The organism is Streptomyces sp. NPDC004721, assembly GCF_053601495.1.
Genome location: NZ_JBSGBZ010000009.1, coordinates 113,761 through 137,865, shown reverse-complemented (window position 1 = coordinate 137,865; position 24,105 = coordinate 113,761). Strand labels below are relative to the sequence as shown.

The window sequence follows — 24,105 nt, the reverse complement described above, 5'->3', positions numbered from 1 at the left end:
CTCCATGTCAACTCATGGGACGAGGAGTAGGGTGCCGGCATGTCTCGCAGCATCGATCTCGCAGTGATCCCCGGTGACGGAATCGGCCAGGAAGTCGTGGCCGAGGGCCTGAAGGTCCTGTCCGCCGCCCTACCGCAGGATGTGAAGCTGGAGACCAAGGAGTACGACTTCGGCGCCCGGCGCTACCACGCCACCGGGGAGACCCTCACCGACGCCGACCTGGAGCAGCTGGGGCGGCACGACGCCATCCTGCTCGGCGCCATCGGCGACCCGTCGGTGCCCTCCGGCGTCCTGGAGCGCGGCTTCCTGCTCAAGCTCCGCTTCGCCTTCGACCACCACGTCAACCTGCGCCCCAGCAAGCTCCTGCCCGGAGTGGCCACCCCGCTGGCCGGCGACCCGCAGATCGACTTCGTCGTCGTCCGCGAGGGCACCGAGGGCCCGTACACGGGCAACGGCGGCACCATCCGCAAGGGCACCGAGCACGAGGTCGCCACCGAGGTCTCCGTCAACACGGCCTTCGGTGTCGAGCGCGTGGTCCGCGACGCCTTCGCCCGCGCCCAGGCCCGTCCGCGCAAGAAGCTCACGCTGGTCCACAAGAACAACGTGCTGACCTTCGCGGGCCACCTGTGGACGAACATCTTCAACGAGGTGGCCGAGGAGTACCCCGAGGTCGCCACCGAGTACATCCACGTCGACGCGGCCACCATCTACCTGGTGACCCAGCCCGAGCGGTTCGACGTCATCGTCACCGACAACCTCTTCGGCGACATCATCACCGACCTTGCCGCGGCCGTCTCCGGCGGCATCGGCGTCGCCGCCTCCGGCAACATCAACCCGAGCGGCGACTTCCCGTCCATGTTCGAGCCGGTCCACGGCTCGGCCCCGGACATCGCAGGTCAGGGCAAGGCCGACCCCACCGCCACGGTCCTGTCCGTCGCCCTGCTGCTGCGCCACCTCGGCTACGAGTCCGAGGCGGCCCGGATCGAGGACGCCGTCTCCGCCGACCTCGCGGAGCGCGGCGCGCTGCCCGCGCGCACCACCGCCGAGATCGGCGACGCGCTCCGCGTACGAGTAGCGGGCTGACCCGGCCGCCTCTCGAAACTTCGAAGCCGTCGGGTCGCATCCGCGCCCGGCGGCTTCCCCCTGTCCGCCGTCGGGTGCCACCATCAGTCCCTGGGCCGCATTCACCCCGTTTTCTTCCACCGTCGGCTCCGCGCGATAATCGAACGCGGAGCCGCGGTATGAGGGAATGCTCGGACGTCCTAGCACAGGCCATCCGGCGTACGGGCGTGAGCGCGGCCTGTCACAACAAACTCGGTGAAGGACACTCACTCATGACGACGCCCACGATCGAGCTCAAGCCTTCGGCCAACCCGCTCTCCGATGCGGAGCGGGAGGCGATCCTGGCCAACCCCGGATTCGGCCGCCACTTCACCGACCACATGGTGACGATCAGGTGGACGGAGGGCCGGGGCTGGCACGACGGCCAGCTCGTTCCGTACGCGCCGATCTCGCTCGACCCCGCCACGCACGTCCTGCACTACGCGCAGGAGATCTTCGAAGGCCTGAAGGCCTACCGCCGGCCCGACGGCTCGGTCGCCACGTTCCGCCCGGAGAAGAACGCCAGGCGCTTCCAGGCGTCCTCCCGCCGCCTGGCCATGCCCGAGCTGCCCGTCGAGACGTTCATCGAGGCCTGCGACGTCCTGGTCCGGCAGGACAAGGCGTGGGTCCCGGCGCACGGCGGCGAGGAGTCCCTGTACCTGCGCCCGTTCATGATCGCCACCGAGGTCGGGCTGGGCGTCAAGCCCGCCAACGAGTACCTGTTCCTCGTGATCGCCTCCCCGGCGGGCGCGTACTTCCCGGGCGGTGTGAAGCCCGTCTCCATCTGGGCCTCCGAGGACCGCGTCCGCGCCGTCCCCGGAGGCATGGGCGACGCCAAGACGGGCGGCAACTACGCGGCCTCCCTGCTCGCCCAGGCCGAGGCCGCCGCCGAGGGCTGCGACCAGGTCTGCTACCTCGACGCCGTGGAGCACAAGTGGGTCGAGGAACTCGGCGGCATGAACCTGTACTTCGTGTACGGCGACAAGATCGTCACTCCGTCCCTGAGCGGTTCGATCCTGGAGGGCGTCACCCGTGACTCGCTGCTGACGGTCGCCCGCGATCTCGGCTACGAGTCCGAGGAGGCCCGCGTCTCCATCGACCAGTGGCAGCGCGACTCGGAGAACGGCACGCTGACGGAGGTCTTCGCCTGCGGCACGGCCGCCGTCATCACCCCGGTCGGCACCGTCAAGCGCACGGGCGCCGAGTGGAAGCAGTCGGGCGGCGAGCCCGGCGAGGTCACGATGAAGCTCCGCCAGGCCCTGCTGGACATCCAGCGCGGCGTCACCGAGGACAAGCACGGCTGGATGCACGCGCTGGCGTAATCGCCCGCCCGGCCTTCGCCTCACCGGCCGCCGCCCGCTTCCCGCCTCCCCGTTCCCCGTCCGCCGTTCGCCGGCTTCGCGAACCGGCGGGCGGGGAACGGCCGTTGGCGGTGTGCTTCCCGCTCTCTTCCGACAGGGCCTAGACCCCGATGTCGGCGTGGGCCGGTTCCTTCGCGGCCTCGAGGCGGGCCGTCGGCTGGGGCCGCGGGGCGAGCAGCAGGTAGACCAGGCCGCCGACGGCTCCCGACAGCAGGAAGCTGCAGTCCACGCCGCCGGTCAGGGACAGCAGCGGTCCCTCGTACGACGGCAGGGACACCGCCAGCAGGCCGACGCCGGCGCCCACCGCCCAGGAGATGGTCGCCTGGATGTTCCAGCCGGACCGGTACCAGTAGACGCCGCCCCGGGAGCGCCGGTTGAAGACCTGGAGGGCGTCCGCGTCGTACACCCCGCGGCAGCGGGCGAAGCCGATGAGGGTGATGACCGCCCACGGGGTGCCGATCGCGGTGAGCAGGAGGACGAAGGAGGTCATCGCCGACTGCGCGTCCCAGGCGAAGTGGCCGGCGAAGACGCAGGCCGTGGCGACGACGGCGACCGTGTAGGTGGCGCGGGCGCGGGAGGCGCGCGGCAGGATGGCGTCCAGGTCGAGGCCCATCGAGTACAGCATCAGACCCGCGTTGCCGACCGAGCCCGCCGAGGCGGACAGCAGCAGCGGGACCAGGTACCAGGTGGGGGAGGCGTCCACCAGCGGCCCGGCGTAGTCGAGGGCGGCGCGGGCGCCGTAGGCCGTGAAGGTGCCGAACAGCTGCGGGACCAGCAGGCCGAGGATCAGGCCGAGCCAGGTGGCGTGCAGCACCCGGCGGGAGGAGTACCGGGTGGGGGAGATGTAGCGGGTGTAGTCGCCGAGGAGGGTGATGAAGGCGATCGGTCCGGACAGTCCCGCGGCCACCGTCGCGAGGAACCAGGTCGGCCAGAAGCCGCCCAGCAGATAGCCGCCGGCCTCCGGCAGCGCGGCGGTGGTGAAGTGCGGGGCGTAGGCGATCACGCCGAGGATCAGCAGGGCGGTCATGCCGATCGCGAGCACGCGGGACATGGCGAGCAGCACCCGGTAGCCGTACACCGCGCCCGTGACGGTCGCCGCGGCGAGCAGGGTGTAGACGACGCCGTACGAGGCCGCGCTCGGCATCAGTCCGAACAGCCGGTGCAGGACGGAGACCATCACGTCGCCGCCGATCCACACGGTCAGGGCGGTGTAGCCGAGGGCGAGCAGCAGCCCGACCACCGAGCCGACCAGCCGGCCGCGCACGCCGAACTGGGCACCGGAGGAGGTCGACAGGTTGGTGCCGGTGCGCAGGGAGACCAGCGCCAGCGGGGCCGTGAACAGCGTGCCGACCACCGTGCCCACCACGATCGAGCTGACCGAGGCCCACCAGCCGAGCCCGAACGACGGCGGCAGCCAGCCGAAGATGATCACGCCGAGACACAGATTGGAGCCCAGCAGGATCGACACCAGATCGCGCGGACCACTGGTCCGTTCCTCCTCGGGGATGGTGTCGACTCCGCGCTGTTCTATCGGCATGGCAGGTCTCCTTCGACGGCCGCCTGAGAGTTAGAGCGACGTTCAATGTGACGGTTGAATCGCTCACCCGTCAACGGTTCCTTTCTGCGAATTTCACGTTTAGAGTGTTGTTCTAATTTGGCGATCAAGGAGGTGCCGCGGCGTGAGACTGACCCCCACCGAGCGCGACCGGCTGCTGCTGTTCACCGCCGCCGAACTGGCCCGCGCCCGCAGGGCCCGCGGCCTGAGGCTCAACGTGCCGGAGGCCACCGCCCTGATCGCCGACACGGTGTGCGAGGCAGCCCGCGACGGCGCCCGGCTCGCCGAGGCGATCGAACGCGCCCGCACGGTGCTCGGCCCGGACGACGTCCTGCCCGGCGTGGCGGACGTGGTCACCGAGGTCCACGTCGAGGCCGTCTTCGACGACGGCTCACGGCTCGCGGTGGTCTCCGACCCGATCGCCGGGGGCGGGCTGGGCGACTTGGGCCCGGGCGCGCTGCTGCCGGGACCGGAGCACGCCGAGCCGGAGGCGGCCGTACGGCTCACGGTCACCAACACCGCGGCCGTGCCGGTCTCCGTCACCTCGCACTTCCACTTCTTCGAGGCCAACCCGCGCCTCGACTTCCCGCGTGAACGGGCCTACGGCATGCGGCTCGCGGTGCCCGCCGGATCGTCCGTGCGGTTCGGGCCGGGCGAGAGCGCTGAGGTCGGCCTCGTGCCGATCGGCGGCGAGCGGATCGCGATCGGCTTCGCCGGCCTCGTCGACGGGCCCCTGGACGCGCCCGGGGCAAAGGAAGAGGCCCTGCGCCGGGCCGCCGCCTGCGGATACCTGGGAGCCGACCGATGAGCATCGACCCGTACGCGTACGCGGCCACCCACGGCCCGCGGGCCGGCGACCGCGTCCGCCTCGGCGATTCCGGCCTTGTGGTCCGGGTCGAGTCCGACGCGCAGGAGTACGGCGACGAGTTCCTCGCCGGCTTCGGCAAGACCGCACGGGACGGACTGCACCTCAAGGCGGCGGCGGTCCGCGAGACCTGCGACGTGGTGATCAGCAACGTCGTCGTCATCGATGCCGTGCAGGGCATCCGCAAGGTCTCCATAGGAATCCGCGAGGGCCGGATCCACTCCATCGGGCGGGCCGGGAACCCCGACACCCTCGACGGCGTCGACGTCGTCGTCGGCACCGGCACCACGATCGTGTCCGGCGAGGGGCTGATCGCCACCGCCGGCGCCGTCGACACCCATGTGCACCTGCTGTCGCCGCGCATCATGGAGGCCTCGCTCGCCTCCGGCGTGACCACCATCATCGGCCAGGAGTTCGGGCCGGTGTGGGGCGTCGGCGTCAACTCGCCGTGGGCGCTGCGGCACGCGTTCGGCGCCTTCGACGCCTGGCCGGTCAACATCGGCTTCCTGGGCCGCGGTTCGTCCTCGCACCCGGCCCCGCTCGTCGAGGCGCTGGCCGAGGGCGGCGCCCTGGGCTTCAAGGTGCACGAGGACATGGGCGCCCACACCCGCGCCCTCGACACCGCCCTGCGGGTCGCCGAGGAGCACGACGTACAAGTCGCCCTGCACAGCGACGGACTGAACGAGTGCCTGTCGGTCGAGGACACTCTGCGCGTCCTGGAGGGCCGCACGATCCACGCCTTCCACATCGAGGGCTGCGGCGGCGGACACGTCCCCAACGTGCTGAAGATGGCCGGGGTCCCGAACGTCATCGGCTCCTCCACCAACCCCACCCTGCCCTTCGGCCGGGACGCGGTCGCCGAGCACTACGGGATGATCGTCTCCGTCCACGACCTCAAGACCGACCTGCCCGGCGACGCCGCCATGGCCCGCGACCGCATCCGCGCCGGGACCATGGGCGCCGAGGACGTGCTGCACGACCTGGGCGCGATCGGCATCACCTCCTCCGACGCCCAGGGCATGGGCCGGGCCGGCGAGACCGTGCGCCGCACCTTCGCCATGGCCGGGAAGATGAAGGCCGAGCTGGGCCCGGTCGACGGGGACGGCCCGGACGACGACAACGCGCGCGTCCTGCGCTACATCGCCAAGCTGACGATCAACCCGTCCATCGCGCACGGCCTCTCCCACGAGGTCGGCTCGATCGAGACCGGGAAGCTGGCCGACATCGTGCTGTGGCGGCCCGAGTTCTTCGGCGCCAAGCCGCAACTCGTCCTGAAGTCGGGCTTTCCCGCGTACGGCGTGGTGGGCGATCCCAACGCGGCCACCGACACCTGCGAACCCCTCGTGCTGGGACCGCAGTTCGGCGCGCACGGCGCCACCCCGGCCGAGATCTCGGTCGCGTTCGTCGCCCAGGCCGCCGTGGACCAGGGCCACGACACGATGCCCACCCGGCGGCGCCGGGTCGCCGTGCGCGGCACCCGCGGTATCGGCCCCGCCGACCTGCGCCTGAACTCCCGTACCGGATCCGTCGACGTCGACCAGCGCACCGGCCTGGTCACCCTGGACGGCGACCCGATCCGCTCCGAGCCCGCCGACTCGGTCTCCCTCAACCGCCTGTACTTCCTGTGACCTCCGTGACCTCTGCGAGGACCCCCGACATGAACACCCCCGCCGTCGACGGCTTCCGCATGCCCGCCGAGTGGGCGCCGCACGAGCGCACCTGGATGGCGTGGCCGGGTCCCAACCCGACCTTCGATACCCCCGACGATGTCGCCGCCTCCCGCGCCGCCTGGGCCTCGGTGGCCCGTGCCGTGCGCCGCTTCGAGCCGGTGACGGTGGTCTGCGGCCCCGGCCAGTCGGCCGAGGCCCGCACCCTCCTGGGCGACGGCGTCGACACCGTCGAACGCGATCTGGACGACGCCTGGATGCGCGACATCGGCCCCACCTTCCTGACCGACGGCGCGGGTCGACTCGCCGCCGTCGACTGGACGTTCAACGGCTGGGGGGCCCAGGACTGGGCACGCTGGGAGCACGACGCGAAGATCGCCGCGTATGTCTCGGACCTCGCGGGCGCGAAGACGTACGCCTCCCCGCTCGTCAACGAGGGCGGCGGGATCCACGTCGACGGCGAGGGCACGGTCCTGCTGACCGAGACCGTGCAGCTCGGCCCCGAGCGCAACCCGCACTGGACGAAGGAGCAGGTCGAGGCGGAGATCCACGCCCACCTCGGCACCCGCAAGGCGATCTGGCTGCCGCGCGGCCTGACCGGCGACTACCCTCCCTACGGCTACGGCACCCTCGGCCACGTCGACATCGTGGCCGCCTTCGCCCGCCCCGGCGTCGTCGTCGCCCACCACCAGCCGGACCCGGCCCACCCCGACCACGAGGTCACCAAGGAGATCATCGGCATCCTGAAGTCGGCCACCGACGCCGACGGCCGCCCCTTGGAGGTCGTCGAAGTCCCCGCCCCCACCGTCCTGGAGGCCGACGGGCACTGGGCCGACTACTCCTACATCAACCACTACCTCTGCAACGGCGGCGTCGTCCTGTGCGCCTTCGACGACCCGCGCGACGAGCAGGCGGCCGGCATCTTCCGCCGGCTCTTCCCCGACCGCACGGTGACCCCGGTCGACGCCCGCGCCATCTTCGCCGGCGGCGGTGGCATCCACTGCATCACCCAGCAGCAGCCGAAGTCGGTCGTCAGTCGGCGGGCAGTCAGGTAGAACGTACGAGTGAACGTACTGGTCTGCGCGGCCTGCGCCCGACACCTCACCCAACCGCTGCGTCCGCTGCCCGAACTGGCGCCCCGCCCGGAGTACGACGGCCGGAAGAACCCGGACGGCTCGCGGCACGCCCCGCCGACCGTGCTGCCGGGCACGTACGCCGTGGATCCCGAGCCGTGCGGGGCGCCGTTCGTGCCGCACCCGGACCCGGAGTGGGCGGGGGCCGCCGTCCCCGGCGTGTGCGTGGGAGACCCGGACGGTCCGGGATGCCTGATGTCGGCCGGGCCGCGCGACACCCTGGTGGTCGGCCCCGAGGACACGGCCGGTTTCCTGTCGTACAACCCCGCCTGCCAGGGGTACGGGTGCTGCGGGGCCACCGGACAGGAGGGCCCGAACCAGGTGTGCGGCGGGTGCGGAGCGGTGGTGGCGACGCTGTTCGGCGAGTGCTACGGCCCCTACGAGACCCACTTCCTGCCCGGCGCCGTACGGACGGTGCCGGCATGAGCACCGCCCCGGCGCCCCGCAGGCGTACCCCCGCGCCGCCGCGCGAGGAGGTCCTCGCCGCCGCCATGGAGATGATCGCCGAGCGCGGTCTGGAGCAGCTCACCATGGCGGCGCTCGGCCGCGAGGTCGGGATGAGCAGCGGCCATCTGCTGTACTACTTCCGCTCCAAGGACGAACTGCTGCTGCAGACGCTGGAGTGGAGCGAGAGCCGGCTCGGGGCCGAGCGAGGCCGGCTGCTCACCCGTGCCGCCCCGGTCCGCGAACGCCTCGACGCCTACGTCGACCTGTACGTGCCGGACGGTCACCGCGACCCGCACTGGACGCTGTGGCTGGAGGTCTGGAACCGCTCGCTGAACGCCGGCGAGGACGCCCGCGACCGGCAGGCCGCCATCGAGGGCGCCTGGCACCGGGACCTGGCCGCGCTGGTCGCCGAGGGCGTCTCGCGCGGCGAGTTCCACCCGGTCGACGCGGACCGCTTCGCGGCCCGGCTGCGCGCTCTCCTCGACGGCTTCTCCATCCACGTGGCGATCGGGCTGCGCGGCACCGACCGGTCCCAAGTCATATGCCATGTAAGGGACTTCCTCGACGACGCGCTGAACCGGCCGGGGCTCGCGGACGTCTGACCAGCCGCAGGGGTTGTACGTATACCGGCGCATTGCCGCGGACCGGCCGGTGCGTTTGACTCCGGGGAGTCCTCGGTGCGGGACCGGGGGACCGGGTTCGGGGGGAACCATGGCGATGGCCGCACACGTCCGCAGAGTCTCCGGCACCGTATCGGCGGCGGCCCTGCTGCTCGCGCTCGGCCCGGCCGCCGTCGCCGCGCCCCCTGCGCCCCGCGTCGAGCGGATCAGCACCGCCACCGACGGGAGCGAGCTGACCGCGGCGTCGGGCGGCGGCGTCATCAGCGGCGACGGCCGGTACGCCGTCTTCTCCTCGGCGGACCCCGAGGGCGGCATCGACACCCGCCTGTACCTCAAGGACCTGCGCACCGGCAGGCTCACCCAGGTCCCGGAGGACCTGATCTACACCACGGGACCGATGCTCAGCGGCGACGGCCGCTACGTCGCCTACTCCAACGGCAACCGCTACCCCAAGCCGTACGTGTACGACCGGGTCACGGGACGCACGGAGCTGCTGTGGCCCGAGGAGCCGCCGCAGGACACCTCCTACGAGCTGGGCACCGCCGTCGCGATCAGCGCCGACGGCCGGCACGTGGCGTACACCCTCGGCAACCGCCACGGCGACGACTACGCACGCGTGCTCCTCGTCCGCGACCTGGACACCGGAACCGACCGGCAGGTCTCGCCGCTGCCGCCCGAGGGCCTGATCCGCGACGCCTGGCTCAGCGCCGACGGCCGCACGGTCGCCTACAGCGTGGCGGCCCGCACGGGCCAGGGCACCGAGGGGCGGATCCACGTCGTCCGCGACGGACACGAGTCCGACATCGGCAGCGGCTTCTCGGCCACGCTCGTCCGGCTCTCCGACGACGGCCGCCGCGCCCTGTTCAACGCCGCGGCGGCCGAGGGGACGACCACCGCGTACCTCCAGGACCTGCGCACCGGACGCGTCCGGCAGGCGGCCGGCACCGCGGCGGTCGCCGCCGACGGCTCGCTGCGGCACGTGCTGCTGTCCGGCGACGGCGGACTCTACCTGCTCGCCCTGCCGTCCGGCAGGCGGCACCCGGTGGCCCCGGCGGGCGCCACCGCCCTCCCCCGCGCACTCGACCGCAACGGCCACGCCGTCGTCTTCTCCTCCCCGGCCGCCGACCTGGTGCCGCACGACACCAACGGCGTCCCGGACGTCTTCGTACGACGCCTGAACTGACCGCTCCGTTTGGCCGATTCCGGCGCGTTCCCACCGCCCGGCCGGGGCAGTGACGGCTCATGGGACGACAGCACTGGAAGAAGATCTGGATCGGCTCGGCCGGAAACATGGTGGAGTGGTACGACTGGTTCGTCTACGCCAGCTTCGCCACCTACTTCGCCGGGGCCTTCTTCCCGGACGGGAACCCGACCGCCCAGCTCATGAACACCGCGGGCATCTTCGCCGTCGGCTTCTTCATGCGCCCGGTCGGCGGCTGGCTGCTCGGCAGGGTCGGCGACCGCAGGGGCCGCAAGGCGGCCCTGACCCTGACCGTCACCCTCATGTCGGCGTCCGCCGTCCTCATCGCCGTGGCACCGACCTACGCCGTCGCCGGCTACGGCGGCGCCCTGGTCCTGCTCGCCGCACGCCTGCTCCAAGGACTGTCCGTGGGCGGCGAGTACGCGGCCAGCGCCACCTACCTCACCGAGGCCTCCGCCCCGCGCCACCGCGGCTTCGCCTCCAGCTTCCAGTACGTGTCCATGACCGCCGGCCAGATCCTCGGCCTGGGCCTGCAGATCCTGCTCCAGCGCACCATGTCCGACGAGGCCCTGCACAGCTACGGGTGGCGCATCCCGTTCGTGGTCGGCGCGCTCGGCGCGGCCGTGGTCTTCTACCTGCGCCGCAGCATGCTGGAGACCGAGGTGTACGAGGCCGACGCCACCGGCGGCGAGGAGCGCGGCACGCTGCGCGCGCTGTGGCGGCACAAGCGGGAGGCGTTCCTGGTGATCGCCCTGACCATGGGCGGTACCGTGGCGTACTACACGTACACCACGTATCTGACGAAGTACCTGGCCAACTCCGCGGGCCTGCCCAAGCAGACCGCGACCCTCGTCTCCTTCACCGCGCTGATCGTCTTCGCCTGCCTCCAGCCCCTCGCCGGGCGACTGTCCGACCGGATCGGCCGCCGGCCGCTGCTGATCACCTTCGCCGTCGGCTCGACGGTCCTGACCGTGCCGATCATGACCCTGCTGCGGCGCGCGGACGGCTTCTGGCCGGCGCTCGGACTGTCCCTGCTCGCCCTGGTCGTGGTCACCGGCTACACCTCGATCAACGCGTGCGTGAAGGCGGAACTGTTCCCCACGGGCGTGCGCGCGCTCGGCGTGGCCCTGCCCTACGCCCTCGCCAACGCCCTCTTCGGCGGCACCGCAGAGTACGTCGCCCTGTGGTTCAAGAACGCCGGCGCTGAGTCCGGATTCTTCTGGTACGTGGCGGCCTGCGCGGCCGTCTCGCTCGTGGTCTACATCGCCATGCGGGAGACCAGGGACCTGGATCTGACGCGGGTGGAGGCCGCGGAGACGTCCAGGCTGACGCCCGCATCCTGAGACGCGATGTCCGACGAGCGCGGGACTGTGCCAAACTGCCTCCGTGCTCTCGTACGCCATGATTATTGGCAGCAGGCGCGCCGGTCCGCAGTGACCGCCACGTACGACCAGGTACGGGCGGCCATCGTCGTCCTCGACCCGCGCGCAGACCTCTCGCACCCGCGAGGGGTCTTTCGTTTTCCTGGCCCACCCACAGCCGGGACCGCTGCGCGAGGGACTATTGGGGGGACGGTGGAGCCGGTCATTGACGGCAAGACCGAGATTGCAAACAGGAGCCTTGAGACCATGACCGCATCCAGCCAGCTCGACGATTCGTTCCACGTCTTCGACACCACCCTGCGCGACGGCGCCCAGCGTGAGGGGATCAACCTCACGGTCGCCGACAAGCTGGCCATCGCTCGGCACCTGGACGACTTCGGCGTGGGCTTCATCGAGGGTGGCTGGCCCGGCGCGAACCCGCGCGACACCGAGTTCTTCGCCCGCGCCATGCAGGAGATCGACTTCCGGCACGCCAAGCTCGTCGCCTTCGGGGCGACCCGCCGGGCCGGCGCCAAGGCGGCGGACGATCCCCAGGTCAGGGCGCTTCTGGCCTCCGGCGCCGAGGTGATCACCCTGGTCGCCAAGTCGCACGACCGGCATGTGGAGCTGGCGCTGCGCACCACGTTGGAGGAGAACCTGGAGATGGTCCGCGACACCGTCTCCCACCTGCGCGCCGAGGGCCGCCGGGTCTTCGTCGACTGCGAGCACTTCTTCGACGGCTACCGCGCCAACCCCCAGTACGCCAAGGCTGTTGTCCGCACCGCCGCGGAGGCCGGCGCGGACGTGGTGATCCTCTGCGACACCAACGGCGGCATGCTGCCCGCCCAGGTCCAGGCGGTTGTCTCGACCGTCCTCGCGGACACCGGCGCCCGCCTCGGCATCCACGCCCAGGACGACACCGGTTGCGCGGTCGCCAACACCCTCGCGGCCGTCGACGCCGGCGCCACCCACGTGCAGTGCACGGCCAACGGTTACGGCGAGCGGGTCGGCAACGCCAACCTCTTCCCGGTGGTCGCGGCCCTGGAGCTGAAGTACGGCAAGCGGGTGCTGCCCGACGGCCGGCTGCGCGAGATGACCCGCATCTCGCACGCCATCGCCGAGGTCGTCAACCTCACGCCCTCCACCCACCAGCCCTATGTGGGTGTTTCCGCCTTCGCCCACAAGGCCGGCCTGCACGCCTCCGCCATCAAGGTCGACCCGGACCTCTACCAGCACATCGACCCCGAGCAGGTCGGCAACACCATGCGCATGCTGGTCTCCGACATGGCCGGCCGCGCCTCCATCGAGCTCAAGGGCAAGGAACTCGGCATCGACCTCGGCGACGACCGCGAGCTGGTCGGCCGCGTGGTCGAGCGGGTCAAGGAGCGCGAGCTCAAGGGCTACACCTACGAGGCGGCCGACGCGAGCTTCGAACTGCTGCTGCGCGCCGAGGCCGAGGGCAGGCCGCTGACGTACTTCGACGTCGAGTCCTGGCGGGCCATCGTCGAGGACCGCCCCGACGGCACCCACGCCAACGAGGCCACGGTGAAGCTGTGGGCCAAGAGCGAGCGCATCGTCGCCACCGCCGAGGGCAACGGCCCGGTGAACGCCCTCGACCGCGCCCTGCGCGTGGCCCTGGAGAAGATCTACCCCGAGCTCGCCTCCCTCGGCCTGGTCGACTACAAGGTCCGCATCCTGGAGGGCAAGCACGGCACCTCCTCCACCACCCGTGTGCTGATCTCCACCTCGGACGGCCAGGGCGAGTGGTCCACGGTGGGCGTGGCCGACAACGTGATCGCGGCCTCCTGGCAGGCCCTGGAGGACGCGTACACCTACGGCCTGCTGCGCGCGGGCGTGGAACCGGCGAAGTAGCCGAACGGACCCCGGGCCCGCCGCCCGCTGCGGCACAGTGGAGACATGGACGCGGACGACATCGGCTCTCCGGCGGCTCTCTGGCGAGGGGACGTGTGACGACCCGGCTCCCGGCCCGGGACCTGGACCGGGCCCGGCGCTTCTACGCCGACAAGCTGGGGCTGCGGCCCGTCGAGGAACGGCCGGGCGGGCTGCTGTACCGGTGCGAGGAGACGTACTTCGTGCTCTTCCTCTCCACCGGGGCCTCGCCCGGCACGTTCACCCGGATGGCGTGGGAGGTCGACGACATCGAGGCGGCCGTGTCGGAGCCGCGGCGGCGCGGCGTCGTCTTCGAGGAGGTCGACAGGCCCGGGTTCCGCACCCGGGACGGCATCGCCGAGGTCGAGGGGAACTACCCGAGCAAGGGCGCACGCGGGGAGCGCGGAGCCTGGTTCCGGGACAGCGAGGGGAACCTGCTGGGCATCGGCCGGCCGACGCGGTGACCGGCCTGCCCCCGGTATCAGGGAGCGCGGGTATCAGGGAGCGCGCCAGATGTTGTCGAAGGCCGCGTTCTCGATGCGCCGCCGCTGCCGTACGGCCTCCAGCTCCGTCACCGCGTCGTTGACGGTGGCCAGCACGGTGACCAGGGCGTCGTCGTCCGGGGCGGTGAGCGGGGCGCCCGGCTCGGTCTCGATGCCCACGGCGGCCGCGAGCCCCGCGATGACGGGGTCGTGGGAGGACCAGCGCTCGGCCGCCGCGCGCCGCGCCGGTGTGTCGGCGGGCACCTTCCGGTCGCCGCGCGCGGGCATCCAGCGGTGCCGCCGCCCGGTGAGCTGCCCCTCCGCGTCCAGAGCGTCGATGTAGGCCACGGCCAGGCCCTCGCCGCGGCGCCACAGCCAGTCCGCGACGGACTCGTACGGCGGCCGGTCGTCGAGCGACGCCGCCGCCTGGTCCAGGAGGCGGTCACCGGTGTCCCGCCGGGGGAGCGGCACGACGCGGTCGCCGTCCAGGCCGGCGGCCCCGGCGGCGAGAAGGTCGGCCAGTTCGGCGCCCGCCAGCGCGAGCGACAGATCGCCCTGCTCGACGGGGCGCTCGGACGGGACGTCCATGCTGACGATCAACAGGTCCCGAGGTGTGGTCATGCCGGCGCTCCTGGTCGGGGTGGTCATGTCGGGCACGGGGACACCCCCGACGATACGTCCGCGGGGAGCCGCCGGCCCGGTGCCGCGACCGGTGTCCGGCCGGCCGGGAGCTCCCGGCCGGCCGGGCGTTCCTACTGCAACCGCCACTTCTGGTTCGCCGCACCCGTGCACGACCAGATCTGCGCCCGAGCCCCGTTGGCCGAGGAGTTGTCGGTCACGTCCAGGCACTTGTCGGCGGCGAGGTTCACCACGTCACCGGTCGAGGCGTTGTACGACCACTGCTGGGCCCCGGTGCCGTTGCAGTCGTAGAGCTGCACCTTCGCCCCGTTGGCGGTCGACGCCGACGCCACGTCCAGGCACTTGCCCAGCGCCCGCACCGACCCGTCCGGCTGGACCGTCCACTGCTGGGCCGCGCTGGAGTTGCAGTCGTAGAGCTGCACCGCCGTGCCGTTCGCCGTCGAACCGCCCGCCACGTCCAGGCACTTGCCCGCGAGCCCGACGAACGCGCCGGACCGGCTCCCGCCGCCCGACTGCGTCCCGGACCAGGTGAAGGTCGCCGACGTCCGGCCCGGCAGCGAGTAGGTGGCGTGCTGCGAACCCCAGTTGATCGTGACGGTCTTCGCGGTGGTGGCGTCGTTGTAGGCGATCAGGGACTTGCCGCCGTCCGGGTTGCGCCAGGCCACGTTGGGCACCGTCGAGGAGGCGGTGGACGCGATCCGCTGCGCGCCCGGCCGTACGAACTTCGTCAGGTGCCCCATGTCGTAGTACTCGACCGCGTAGTCGACCTGCCCCGACCGGCCGTCGCCGTTGTGCACCGTGACCAGCCCGGTGCAGGTGCCGCAACCGCCGTTGTGCGGCCCCATGTTCTGGTCCACCGCCAGCGACCACTTGGTCACCGACTTCGCCCAGTTCCGGGTGTAGTCCACGATGTTGAGCATGTCCTCGCGCTGCTGGTGGCCGATCCAGGTGCCGCCCGAGTGCTCGGTGCCGAAGGCGTCCAGCTGCGGATACCGGTTGTGCACGGTGGTCTGCTGGGCGACGTTGCCGCCATAGCCGTGCCAGGCGATACCGCCGAAGTTCGGGTGCGCGCGGACGGCCGCGTCGTCCACCGTCTGGGCGGCGTAGGAGTCGTAGGTGTCCCAGTTCCAGTCGTGCGCCAGCACCTTGGTGGACAGGCCCGCGGACCGGAGCTTGGGCAGCAGCTCGCTCTTGGTGAAGTAGGCCAGGCCGCTGGCGTTCCAGCTCATCGAGGGGTAGCCGGAGCAGCAGGTGGGCTCGTTCTGCGCGGTCACGTAGGCGACCGGGACGCCCTGGTCCCGGTAGGCCTGGAGGTACTTCACGAAGTACGCGGCGTACGCCCCGTAGTCTTCCGCCTTCAGCCAGCCGCCGCCCAGCTGCCCGCTGTCCTTCATCCAGGCGGGCGCGGTCCAGGGCGAGGCCATCACCGTGAGCGCCGGGTTGAGCTGGAGCGCCTGCCGGGTCAGCGGCACCACGTCGGCCAGATCGTGGGCGATGGAGAACTTCGCGAGCGACGGGTCGCTCTGCCCGGCCGGCACGTCGTCGTAGGTGTAGCCGTTGCGCGCCAGGTCGGAGGCGCCCATCGGGTTGCGCAGGAAGGAGAGCCCGATCCCGTCCGTGGGCGAGAACAGCTTCCGCATGGTCGCGTCCCGGGTCGCCTGCGACAGCGCGCCGCTGCTGTTCATCAGCCAGGCCGCGGTGTCGGTGAAGGAGGCGCCGCCGCCGGTGAAGGTCTGGTAGCGGGTGTTCTCGTCGACGGTGATGTTCTCACCGCCGCCTCCGGTGCCGGACTGGAAGGCGAACGGCGTCTGCGGTTCGAGGCCGCGCACCACGTGGCGCCCGCCGGAGTCGTCGGTCGTGGTCAGCCAGGCGGTGACGGGCTCGCCCGCCGCCTGCGCGGCCGGGGCGCCCAGGGCCGTCAGGCCCGCCGTGGACAGCAGTCCGGCGAGCAGCAGCCGCAGCGCACGACCGCGCCTGCCGGGAAAACCGCGTCTGTCGGGAAAGGGGTGCATCGGGTGCCGCCCTTCGTGAGGTGGGGGACAGGGGCGTGCGAGCGGTGAGTAAATGACGGCTTCGGGGCCGAGTCAAGAGGGTGCGTGTTCAGGAGCCGAAGCAACAACTGCACGCATCCAGCTGTGAGTTGGGGCCGTCCCTGGTCCGGCGTGAAGTCTTGACGGCAGCCGGCTGACGCTAGTTCACTCAAGGCGTGATCTAAGTCGTGAGTGAATCACGAGTCCAGGGAAGTCCCAGAGCCGAGGGAAGGCCCGTCCATGCGAAGAACCGTCCTGCTCGTCTCCGCCGGGCTGCTCGCCGCCCTGATCCCGTTCGCGTCGGCGCACGCGGCCGACGACCCAGTCCCCGCCCCCGTGTCCATCGACCGCTTCGAGGGCGAGGTGCCCTTCGCCGGACAGCCCGCCGACGTGCTCTACGGCACCCGGCCCCTCACCGGGCAGCTCCGGTGACCTGGCCGAAGTCGCAGGAGCAGCTCCCGATCAACGTGGGCGACACGGCGTACGACCCGCAGTTCCCCTACGGCTGGGGCCTGACCACGCTCACCGGCGTCCCGGCCGGCGGCACGGCGACGCTCAAGGCGCTCGGCCTCGCGGCACGGGCGGCCGAGCGGGTGGGCGCCGACTCCGTGGGCCGCGAACTGGTCACCAAGGCCCGGCTGATCGTCCAGCAGAAGGCGGACGGGCGGATGAGCGCGGCGCTGGCGAAACCCTTCGCCGACGCGGATCACCTGCCTGTAACCGGACGGTACGGGGCGGCGGTGGAACAGCTCACGAAGGCCTGCACGGCCGCGTGACCGGTTGGTGGGGGCGTCCCGCGCGGGTGCGCTGGACGCCCCCACTCCGTACACGGCCGCCGTCTGAAGAACCGGTTTTGTCCACCTTCGGGTAGCTTCGAAGCATGAAGGTCGTCACCCCGGCCCGAGTTCTTCTCCGCCCGCTGCTCACCCTCGCCGCCGCCGTGGCGGCCGTCGCGGTGCCGGCCTCCGTCGCGGCGGTGGGACCCGCGGGCGCCGGGGCGGCGGCCGCGCCCACCCGGTCCGTGGCCGCACCGGTCGTGAACGTCCTGCCGGACGGCGTGCCCCGGGCGCCGGCGCCGGGTGGCGTGCCGCGGGTCGCGGCGGCCACCAGCGTCTCCGCGATCGCCGAGGCGCTCCGCAAGGGTCCGGTCTACGTTGACCCGGCCGCGTCCGCCCAGCTGCCGTCCGCCGACGCCGCCGCGCTCACCCGGCGGATCAAGGACGCCGGAAAACCCCTGTTCATCGTCGTCCTGCCCGCGAACTACCCGACGCGGAACCTGTTCACCGAGCTGCGCACGGCAACCGGCATCACCGGCGCCTACGCCGTCCGCCTCGGCGACCGGTTCGACGCCCGTGCCGACTCCTCGGTACTGTCGCGCACCGCCGTGAGCAATCTCGTCACCAGCGTCCAGGGCGAGAGCCCCCGGACCCAGCTCACCGACTTCACCGACCGCGCCCTGGCCAACATGGGCGGCAGGGCGCCCTCCACCTGGGGCGGCGCCGGGCACGGCGGAACGGTCTCGAACACGGCGCTGATCACCGCCGGCGCGGTCCTGGTGGCGGGCGGTGTGGGTGCGTACGCCCTGGTCCGGCGCGGCAGGAGCCGCCAGGAGGCGGAGCAGCGGGCCGCGCTGGAGAAACTGCGGGTCGTCGTCGACGAGGACATCACCGCCTTCGGCGAGGAGCTGGACCGCCTCGACTTCCATCCCGCGGAGGTCGGCGCGGACGACGCCATGCGCGCGGACTACGAGCGCGCGCTGGACGCCTACGAGCAGGCCAAGCAGTACATGGTCGACGCCCGCAGGCCGGAGGACGTGCGGGCGGTGACCCAGGCTCTGGAGGACGGGCGGTTCTCGCTCGCGCAGCTCGCCGCGCGCCGCGAGGGCCGTCCGCTGCCCGAGCGCCGGCCGCCCTGCTTCTTCGACCCGCGCCACGGTCCCTCGGTGACCGATGCCACCTGGACGCCCCCGGGCGGGTCGCCCCGTCAGGTCCCGGTGTGCGCCGCCGACCAGGCCCGCCTGGCCGACGGCCGCGACCCGCACGTCCGCGAGGTCGATACCGACGGGGGCCGGCGCCCCTACTGGGACGCCGGCCCCGCGTACGGTCCCTGGGCGGGCGGCTACTTCGGCGGCGGCCTCCTGCCCGGCCTCCTGGTCGGCACGCTGCTCGGCAGCATGATGGCCACCCCGTCGTACGCGGCCGGCTACGGCACCGGCTACGGCGACTTCGGCGCCTACCAGGGCGGCGACCTGTCGGGCGCGGACTTCGACCCGGGCGACTTCAGCGGCGGCTTCGGCGACGGAGGGGGAGGCGACTTCGGTGGGGGAGGCGGCGACTTCGGGGGCGGCTTCTGAGCCCGGCTCAGGCGTTCTTGACGGCCGAGATGTCGAAGTTCAGCTTGATCTTGTCGGAGACCAGGACGCCGCCGGTCTCCAGGGCCGCGTTCCAGGTCAGGCCCCACTCCGAGCGCAGGATCTCGGCCTTGCCCTCGAAGCCGACGCGCTCGTTGCCGAACGGGTCCTTGGCGGCGCCGTTGAACTCCAGCTCGATGGTGAGCGGCTTGGTCACGCCGAGGATGGTCAGGTCGCCGGTGATGCGGTAGTCGTCGCCGCCCACGGCCTCCGCCTTGGTGGAGCGGAAGGTCATCTGCGGGAACTCCTCGGTCTTGAAGAAGTCCGCGCTCTTCAGGTGGCCGTCGCGGTCCGCGGAGCCCGTGTCGATGCTCTCCATCTTGACGTCGATGGACGCGGTGGAAGCGGCGGGGTCGGTGCCGTCCAGGTGCAGGCTGCCGGTGAAGTCGTTGAACTTGCCCTTGACGTTCGTGACCATGGCGTGCCGCGCGACGAAGCCGAGCGTGGAGTGGGACGGGTCGATCGTGTAGTCGCCGGTGAGCGCGGCCAGGTCCGGGTTCACGGCGGCCGGGGCGGCGGTGGTGGTGGCGGCGGTGTCGTTCTTGCGGCCGAAGATGCCCATGAGGTGCTCCTTGGGGACGGTGGGTCGCTCGGCGCGGAGACAGAGCGCCGAGTAAGTTGAAGATTCAACGAGGTGAACGAGTACGACCGTAGACCTATTCCGTTCGACTTTCAACATCATCCGGCACGTGTTTGCCGGATCGCGCATGGTAATCGTTTACGCCCTCTGGCGGACGCGCGTAGACCTCGGGCACTATCTCCCTGCACCACCTGCACAGCCGCCCCACAGGATGCACGGCCGACAGCAGGAAAGGTTCCCCAATGAAGACCACGAAGGTCAGCAAGCTCACCAAGGTCCGCGCGGCAGTCACCGCCCTCGCCCTGGTCGTCGCCCCCGGCGTCGCGGTCATCGGCACGGCCACCGACGCCTCCGCCGCCACCAAGATCAGCCACGCCACCGCCACCCAGATGTTCCGCGACGTGGGCATCACCTGGTCCTCGTCCGGCAACTGCTCCAACCGCAACGTCTCGACCTGCACGTCCTTCGACCAGCTCAACCTCGCCACCGCACAGGGGGCCCAGACCCTCAAGCGGGCCAGCGGCTGCGCCCTCAACATCACCGGCGGCACCGAGACCGGTCACGCCTCCGGCACCTACTCCCACTGGAACGGCTACAAGCTCGACTACGGCAAGAACACCTGCGTGACCAACTACATCAAGAACTACTTCGCCTACATCGGCCTGCGCGGCGACGGCGCCCCCCAGTACCAGTCGGGCTCCGGCAACATCTACGCCGACGAGGGCAACCACTGGGACGTCCTGTACTACAACTGCGGCGGCTGCTGACCCGCCGCCGTCACACCCCCGGACGGCGGCTACGCTCTGTGCGAGCCCGCCGCCGTCCGGGTATGCGCGTCACTCCAGCGAGGGCATGTGCCCGATCCGAATGTGAGCAGACTCCCATGCCGTGACTTTGTGGCATCCCCACAACGCGGAAGCCCTCTGAACAGTTGGAAGGGCTGCAAGCCGCCATGGTTCTGTTCAGTGGCACCAGGAAAACGGGTCGGAGACTGTACGGAGTCAACGGCCCGGTTTCCCAGGTGTCCTTCGTAAGGTCGCTACATGACCGTTTTGGAAGAGACGACGGGTGATCCGGCGGACGCGCGCGGGCGGGTCGCCGAGCTGCACGGGATCCGTGCGCAGGCGGTGGCGGGCCCCAGCGAGAAGGCGACCGCGGCACAGCACGCCAAGGGCAAGCTGACCGCGCGGGAGCGGATCGAACTGCTCCTGGACCCGGACTCCTTCCAGGAGGTCGAGCAGCTGCGCCGGCACCGGGCGAGCGGGTTCGGTCTCGAGGCCAAGAAGCCGTACACCGACGGTGTGATCACCGGCTGGGGCACGGTGGAGGGCCGGACGGTCTTCGTCTACGCCCACGACTTCCGCATCTTCGGCGGCGCGCTGGGCGAGGCCCACGCCAAGAAGATCCACAAGATCATGGACATGGCCATCGCGGCCGGTGCCCCGCTGGTCTCCCTCAACGACGGCGCCGGCGCCCGGATCCAGGAGGGCGTCTCCGCCCTGGCCGGCTACGGCGGCATCTTCCAGCGCAACACCAAGGCCTCCGGGGTCATCCCGCAGATCAGCGTGATGCTCGGCCCGTGCGCCGGCGGCGCCGCCTACAGCCCCGCGCTCACGGACTTCGTTTTCATGGTCCGCGAGACCTCGCAGATGTTCATCACCGGCCCGGACGTGGTCAAGGCGGTCACCGGCGAGGAGATCACCCAGAACGGCCTGGGCGGCGCGGACGTGCACGCCGAGACCTCCGGTGTGTGCCACTTCGCCTACGACGACGAGGAGACGTGCATCGCCGAGGTGCGCTACCTCCTGTCCCTGCTCCCGCAGAACAACCGGGAGAACCCGCCGCGGGTGGAGTCGGCCGACCCGGTCGACCGCCGCTCCGAGGTCCTGCTCGACCTGGTCCCGGCCGACGGCAACCGGCCCTACGACATGGTCAAGGTCATCGAGGAGATCGTCGACGACGGCGAGTACCTGGAGGTCCACGAGCGCTGGGCGCGGAACATCATCTGCGCGCTGGGCCGTCTGGACGGTCAGGTCGTCGGCATCATCGCCAACCAGCCCCAGGTCCTGGCGGGTGTCCTGGACATCGAGGCCAGCGAGAAGGCCGCCCGCTTCGTGCAGATGTGCGACGCCTTCAACATCCCCATCGTCACTCTTTTGGACGTACCCGGCTTCCTGCCCGGCGTCGATCAGGAGCACGGTGGAATCATCAGGCACGGCGCCAAGCTGCTCTACGCCTACTGCAACGCCACCGTGCCGAGGATCTCGCTGATCCTGCGCAAGGCGTACGGAGGTGCCTACATCGTCATGGACAGCCAGTCGATCGGGGCCGACCTCACCTACGCCTGGCCGACGAACGAGATCGCCGTGATGGGCGCCGAGGGCGCGGCCAACGTCATCTTCCGCCGCCAGATCGCCGGGGCCGAGGACCCCGAGGCCATGCGGCAGAAGATGGTCAAGGAGTACAAGGCCGAGCTGATGCACCCCTACTACGCGGCCGAGCGCGGTCTGGTGGATGACGTCATCGACCCGGCGGACACCCGCGAGGTCCTGGTCAAGTCCCTGGCGATGCTGCACGCGAAGCACGCCGACCTGCCCTCCCGCAAGCACGGCAACCCCCCGCAGTAACCCAGCGGACTCGCCGCGGTCATCCCGCGGACCCCTCAGCCACGGAGACTGACACCCATGGACAACGTAGACATCCGCGTCGAGAAGGGCCACGCCGAGCCCGAGGAGGTCGCCGCCATCACGGCCATCCTCCTGGCCCGCGCCGCGGCCCGCCCCGCCGACACGACCCCGGCCCACCGCGGTCGCGCCAAGGCCGGCTGGCGCCGCCTGGAGCGCGAGAACGGCTTCCGCGCCCCGCACAGCTGGCACGGCTAGACCGGCCGCCGGTCGAGCCGGCCGCCCACGACGGAAGAGGGCCCCTCCGCTGGGAGGGGCCCTCTTCCGTCGTACTCGTGCTGTGGTCGAGCCACTTGGGCCGGCAAGAAAGCAGGCGGCCCTTCCCATGAGGGAGGGCCGCCTGCTTGTTCGTCCCGAGTGCTGGTGCTGTGGCCGGAAAAGTTTGCCGGGCGTCGCGAGCCGGTGAACCTTTCCGGTCGCAGCACTAGCGGAGCCGGGCCATGAGGGCGTGTTCCACCAGGGTGATGAGGGTGGATTTGGCGTCGGCGCGGTGGCGGGCGTCGGTGATGATGATGGGTGCGTCGGGGCCGATCTGGAGTGCTTCGCGGACCTCGTCGGGGGTGTAGGGCTGCTGGCCGTCGAAGCCGTTGAGGGCGATGACGAAGGGCAGTCCGCTGTTCTCGAAGTAGTCGACGGCGGGGAAGCAGTCGGCGAGCCTGCGGGTGTCGACGAGTACGACGGCGCCGATGGCGCCGCGGACGAGGTCGTCCCACATGAACCAGAAGCGGTCCTGACCGGGGGTGCCGAACAGGTAGAGGATCAGGTCCTGGTCGAGCGTGATGCGGCCGAAGTCCATGGCCACCGTGGTGGTGGTCTTGTCCCCGGTGTGGGTGAGGTCGTCGATGCCCGCCGAAGCGGACGTCATCACGGCCTCCGTGCGCAGCGGGTTGATCTCCGAGACAGCGCCGACGAACGTGGTCTTGCCCACGCCGAAGCCGCCCGCCACCACAATCTTCGCGGAGGTGGTGGAGCGGGAAGGACCGCCGCTAGAGCTTGCGAAGTCCACTGAGCACCCTTTCGAGCAGTGTCACGTCTGGCTGGCCACCGGCGTTCTCGTTGCCGCCGGGCTGATGGATGGCGACCAGGCCCGCCTCCGCCAAGTCGGCGACGAGGATCCTGGCCACGCCGAGAGGGATCGAAAGCAGGGCCGAGATCTCGGCCACCGATTTGATCTCGCGGCACAGATGGCAGATCCGCTGATGTTCGGGCAGCTGGCCCTGCATCTGGTGCGGCTGCGCGGTGGTGTGCACCAGCGCCTCTATGGCGAGCTGGTACCGCGGCCTGGTGCGGCCGCCCGTCATGGCGTACGGGCGCACCAGGGGGTTGTTCGACGCCCCCGCGGGCGCCGGTTCAGGGGTGCGTCGCTGGGGCTGGACCGGCTGGATGCGCGGCGCGGGCGGCTGGTCGTACGGTGACGGACCGGGTCCCTGCGGCGCGTATGGCTGCCGGTGGTGGGGGGTGGAGGGGAAGCCGTACGGATTCGCCGAACCGTCGTTCGGGCCCTGGGCAGGGCCATACGACCAGTTACCCGAAGACGAACCGCCTGGGGGTGTTGCCACGTTCTCTCCTCCTCCGACTGTGCCGGGCATCCAACGGGTGGAAGCCGCGTCCCGAAACCTTACGGCCCCGGGACGCCAAAACGCACCGGCTGTCTGTTAGTTGAGAAGGCTCCCCTGGAGTTCCGCACGGAGATCCGGCGTCAGGACCGTGCCCGCACGGTCCACCAGAAGGGCCATCTCGTACCCGATGAGGCCGATGTCCGCATCAGGGTGTGCGAGGACCGCGAGCGAAGAACCGTCGGAAATGGACATGATGAAGAGGAATCCCCGCTCCATCTCCACAACCGTCTGGTTCACGCTGCCGCCCTCGAAGATGCGCGAGGCACCGGCGGTCAGCGAGGTCAGACCAGAGGCGACGGCCGCGAGCTGGTCGGCGCGGTCGCGGGGGAAGCCTTCGGACATCGCCAGAAGGAGTCCGTCGGCGGAGACCACCACGGTGTGGGACACCCCGGGGGTGTTGTCCACGAAGTTGGTGATCAACCAGTTCAGGTTCTGTGCCGCCTGGCTCATCGGGCTCACA

At 71.2% G+C, this 24,105-nt stretch carries 22 protein-coding genes and 1 pseudogene; 16 read left to right on the top strand and 7 right to left on the bottom strand.

The features are described 5' to 3' along the window. Nucleotides 1–39 precede the first annotated feature (39 nt). Entirely contained in the window at nucleotides 40–1,083 is a 1,044-nt protein-coding gene (locus ACWEK3_RS10830) for a 3-isopropylmalate dehydrogenase (RefSeq protein WP_450544151.1), read from the top strand. Nucleotides 1,084–1,334: 251 nt separating this feature from the next. Then, nucleotides 1,335–2,423: a branched-chain amino acid aminotransferase gene (locus ACWEK3_RS10825; protein ID WP_390723579.1), complete on the top strand. Its 1,089-nt coding sequence runs from the start codon at nucleotides 1,335–1,337 to the stop codon at nucleotides 2,421–2,423. 139 nt (nucleotides 2,424–2,562) lie between these two features. Here ACWEK3_RS10825 and ACWEK3_RS10820 read toward each other — a convergent pair whose 3' ends face one another. Next, entirely contained in the window at nucleotides 2,563–3,999 is a 1,437-nt protein-coding gene (locus ACWEK3_RS10820; protein WP_450544153.1) for a cytosine permease, read from the bottom strand. 142 nt (nucleotides 4,000–4,141) lie between these two features. Here ACWEK3_RS10820 and ureA point away from each other — a divergent pair, with 142 nt between their 5' ends. The 9 genes from ureA to ACWEK3_RS10775 all read left to right on the top strand — a co-directional run bounded on the left by ureA (nucleotide 4,142) and on the right by ACWEK3_RS10775 (nucleotide 13,665). Continuing rightward, nucleotides 4,142–4,825 carry an urease subunit gamma gene (ureA, locus tag ACWEK3_RS10815; RefSeq protein ID WP_450544155.1) on the top strand — a complete coding sequence of 228 codons (684 nt, stop codon included), beginning with the start codon at nucleotides 4,142–4,144 and terminating at the stop codon, nucleotides 4,823–4,825. Further along, entirely contained in the window at nucleotides 4,822–6,510 is a 1,689-nt protein-coding gene (locus ACWEK3_RS10810) for an urease subunit alpha (protein ID WP_365422070.1), read from the top strand. Before ureA ends, ACWEK3_RS10810 begins: the two co-directional genes overlap by 4 nt. Nucleotides 6,511–6,539: 29 nt before the next feature. Next, nucleotides 6,540–7,604: an agmatine deiminase family protein gene (locus tag ACWEK3_RS10805; RefSeq protein WP_453249511.1), complete on the top strand. Its 1,065-nt coding sequence runs from the start codon at nucleotides 6,540–6,542 to the stop codon at nucleotides 7,602–7,604. A gap of 9 nt (nucleotides 7,605–7,613) precedes the next feature. After that, the gene (locus ACWEK3_RS10800; protein WP_453249510.1) at nucleotides 7,614–8,108 is read left to right on the top strand and encodes a hypothetical protein; all 495 of its coding nucleotides are present in this window, start codon (nucleotides 7,614–7,616) and stop codon (nucleotides 8,106–8,108) included. Beyond that, complete coding sequence (locus ACWEK3_RS10795) at nucleotides 8,105–8,731, top strand: TetR/AcrR family transcriptional regulator (RefSeq protein ID WP_453249509.1); 627 nt, start codon at nucleotides 8,105–8,107, stop codon at nucleotides 8,729–8,731. Before ACWEK3_RS10800 ends, ACWEK3_RS10795 begins: the two co-directional genes overlap by 4 nt. A gap of 115 nt (nucleotides 8,732–8,846) precedes the next feature. Beyond that, nucleotides 8,847–9,932 (top strand): TolB family protein, encoded by a 1,086-nt coding sequence (locus ACWEK3_RS10790; RefSeq protein ID WP_453249508.1) that lies wholly within the window; start codon nucleotides 8,847–8,849, stop codon nucleotides 9,930–9,932. Nucleotides 9,933–9,991: 59 nt separating this feature from the next. Continuing rightward, a complete protein-coding gene (locus tag ACWEK3_RS10785) occupies nucleotides 9,992–11,293 on the top strand; it encodes an MFS transporter (protein WP_453249507.1) in 1,302 nt (433 codons plus the stop codon). A 285-nt stretch (nucleotides 11,294–11,578) separates the two neighbouring features. Continuing rightward, complete coding sequence (gene cimA, locus ACWEK3_RS10780) at nucleotides 11,579–13,183, top strand: citramalate synthase (RefSeq protein WP_453249506.1); 1,605 nt, start codon at nucleotides 11,579–11,581, stop codon at nucleotides 13,181–13,183. 95 nt (nucleotides 13,184–13,278) lie between these two features. Then, nucleotides 13,279–13,665 carry a VOC family protein gene (locus tag ACWEK3_RS10775; protein ID WP_453249505.1) on the top strand — a complete coding sequence of 129 codons (387 nt, stop codon included), beginning with the start codon at nucleotides 13,279–13,281 and terminating at the stop codon, nucleotides 13,663–13,665. Nucleotides 13,666–13,698: 33 nt separating this feature from the next. Here ACWEK3_RS10775 and ACWEK3_RS10770 read toward each other — a convergent pair whose 3' ends face one another. Further along, nucleotides 13,699–14,304: a GPP34 family phosphoprotein gene (locus tag ACWEK3_RS10770; RefSeq protein WP_450544170.1), complete on the bottom strand. Its 606-nt coding sequence runs from the start codon at nucleotides 14,302–14,304 to the stop codon at nucleotides 13,699–13,701. A gap of 131 nt (nucleotides 14,305–14,435) precedes the next feature. Further along, entirely contained in the window at nucleotides 14,436–16,334 is a 1,899-nt protein-coding gene (locus ACWEK3_RS10765; RefSeq protein ID WP_453249504.1) for a ricin-type beta-trefoil lectin domain protein, read from the bottom strand. Nucleotides 16,335–16,736: 402 nt separating this feature from the next. Between ACWEK3_RS10765 and ACWEK3_RS10760 the strand changes: the two are divergent. Together ACWEK3_RS10760 and ACWEK3_RS10755 are read left to right on the top strand one after the other, a co-directional pair. Beyond that, a pseudogene (locus tag ACWEK3_RS10760) lies at nucleotides 16,737–17,128 on the top strand (glycosyl hydrolase); the annotation flags it as partial. Between the two features lie 104 nt (nucleotides 17,129–17,232). After that, a complete protein-coding gene (locus tag ACWEK3_RS10755; RefSeq protein WP_453249503.1) occupies nucleotides 17,233–18,705 on the top strand; it encodes a hypothetical protein in 1,473 nt (490 codons plus the stop codon). A 7-nt stretch (nucleotides 18,706–18,712) separates the two neighbouring features. Here ACWEK3_RS10755 and ACWEK3_RS10750 read toward each other — a convergent pair whose 3' ends face one another. Continuing rightward, nucleotides 18,713–19,324: a YceI family protein gene (locus ACWEK3_RS10750; protein ID WP_390723590.1), complete on the bottom strand. Its 612-nt coding sequence runs from the start codon at nucleotides 19,322–19,324 to the stop codon at nucleotides 18,713–18,715. Nucleotides 19,325–19,584: 260 nt separating this feature from the next. Between ACWEK3_RS10750 and ACWEK3_RS10745 the strand changes: the two genes are divergently transcribed. From ACWEK3_RS10745 to ACWEK3_RS10735, 3 genes are all read left to right on the top strand, one after another. Continuing rightward, nucleotides 19,585–20,109 carry a hypothetical protein gene (locus ACWEK3_RS10745; RefSeq protein WP_390873636.1) on the top strand — a complete coding sequence of 175 codons (525 nt, stop codon included), beginning with the start codon at nucleotides 19,585–19,587 and terminating at the stop codon, nucleotides 20,107–20,109. 276 nt (nucleotides 20,110–20,385) lie between these two features. Beyond that, on the top strand, nucleotides 20,386–21,969 hold the full coding sequence (locus tag ACWEK3_RS10740; RefSeq protein WP_390723592.1) for an acyl-CoA carboxylase subunit beta: 1,584 nt from the start codon (nucleotides 20,386–20,388) through the stop codon (nucleotides 21,967–21,969). 57 nt (nucleotides 21,970–22,026) lie between these two features. Beyond that, complete coding sequence (locus ACWEK3_RS10735) at nucleotides 22,027–22,224, top strand: acyl-CoA carboxylase subunit epsilon (RefSeq protein WP_225079617.1); 198 nt, start codon at nucleotides 22,027–22,029, stop codon at nucleotides 22,222–22,224. 226 nt (nucleotides 22,225–22,450) lie between these two features. Here ACWEK3_RS10735 and ACWEK3_RS10730 read toward each other — a convergent pair whose 3' ends face one another. The 3 genes from ACWEK3_RS10730 to ACWEK3_RS10720 form a co-directional block, all read right to left on the bottom strand. Beyond that, on the bottom strand, nucleotides 22,451–23,032 hold the full coding sequence (locus tag ACWEK3_RS10730) for a GTP-binding protein (protein WP_361416314.1): 582 nt from the start codon (nucleotides 23,030–23,032) through the stop codon (nucleotides 22,451–22,453). Beyond that, nucleotides 23,013–23,585, bottom strand: coding sequence for a DUF742 domain-containing protein (locus tag ACWEK3_RS10725; protein WP_376553909.1), 573 nt, complete (start codon nucleotides 23,583–23,585; stop codon nucleotides 23,013–23,015). The genes ACWEK3_RS10730 and ACWEK3_RS10725 overlap by 20 nt, the downstream gene beginning before the upstream one ends. A 96-nt stretch (nucleotides 23,586–23,681) precedes the next feature. Continuing rightward, nucleotides 23,682–24,095, bottom strand: coding sequence for a roadblock/LC7 domain-containing protein (locus tag ACWEK3_RS10720; RefSeq protein ID WP_055493648.1), 414 nt, complete (start codon nucleotides 24,093–24,095; stop codon nucleotides 23,682–23,684). Nucleotides 24,096–24,105 lie beyond the last annotated feature (10 nt).

Bases quoted from the DNA above. Each gene is read 5' to 3' on its own strand.
- ACWEK3_RS10830 (WP_450544151.1), top strand. From the start codon at position 40: ATGTCTCGCAGCATCGATCTCGCAGTGATCCCCGGTGACGGAATCGGC.
- ACWEK3_RS10825 (WP_390723579.1), top strand. From the start codon at position 1,335: ATGACGACGCCCACGATCGAGCTCAAGCCTTCGGCCAACCCGCTCTCC.
- ACWEK3_RS10820 (WP_450544153.1), bottom strand. From the start codon at position 3,999: ATGCCGATAGAACAGCGCGGAGTCGACACCATCCCCGAGGAGGAACGG.
- ACWEK3_RS10810 (WP_365422070.1), top strand. From the start codon at position 4,822: ATGAGCATCGACCCGTACGCGTACGCGGCCACCCACGGCCCGCGGGCC.
- ACWEK3_RS10805 (WP_453249511.1), top strand. From the start codon at position 6,540: ATGAACACCCCCGCCGTCGACGGCTTCCGCATGCCCGCCGAGTGGGCG.
- ACWEK3_RS10795 (WP_453249509.1), top strand. From the start codon at position 8,105: ATGAGCACCGCCCCGGCGCCCCGCAGGCGTACCCCCGCGCCGCCGCGC.
- ACWEK3_RS10790 (WP_453249508.1), top strand. From the start codon at position 8,847: ATGGCCGCACACGTCCGCAGAGTCTCCGGCACCGTATCGGCGGCGGCC.
- ACWEK3_RS10785 (WP_453249507.1), top strand. From the start codon at position 9,992: ATGGGACGACAGCACTGGAAGAAGATCTGGATCGGCTCGGCCGGAAAC.
- cimA (WP_453249506.1), top strand. From the start codon at position 11,579: ATGACCGCATCCAGCCAGCTCGACGATTCGTTCCACGTCTTCGACACC.
- ACWEK3_RS10770 (WP_450544170.1), bottom strand. From the start codon at position 14,304: ATGACCACACCTCGGGACCTGTTGATCGTCAGCATGGACGTCCCGTCC.
- ACWEK3_RS10765 (WP_453249504.1), bottom strand. From the start codon at position 16,334: ATGCACCCCTTTCCCGACAGACGCGGTTTTCCCGGCAGGCGCGGTCGT.
- ACWEK3_RS10755 (WP_453249503.1), top strand. From the start codon at position 17,233: ATGAAGGTCGTCACCCCGGCCCGAGTTCTTCTCCGCCCGCTGCTCACC.
- ACWEK3_RS10750 (WP_390723590.1), bottom strand. From the start codon at position 19,324: ATGGGCATCTTCGGCCGCAAGAACGACACCGCCGCCACCACCACCGCC.
- ACWEK3_RS10745 (WP_390873636.1), top strand. From the start codon at position 19,585: ATGAAGACCACGAAGGTCAGCAAGCTCACCAAGGTCCGCGCGGCAGTC.
- ACWEK3_RS10740 (WP_390723592.1), top strand. From the start codon at position 20,386: ATGACCGTTTTGGAAGAGACGACGGGTGATCCGGCGGACGCGCGCGGG.
- ACWEK3_RS10735 (WP_225079617.1), top strand. From the start codon at position 22,027: ATGGACAACGTAGACATCCGCGTCGAGAAGGGCCACGCCGAGCCCGAG.
- ACWEK3_RS10720 (WP_055493648.1), bottom strand. From the start codon at position 24,095: ATGAGCCAGGCGGCACAGAACCTGAACTGGTTGATCACCAACTTCGTG.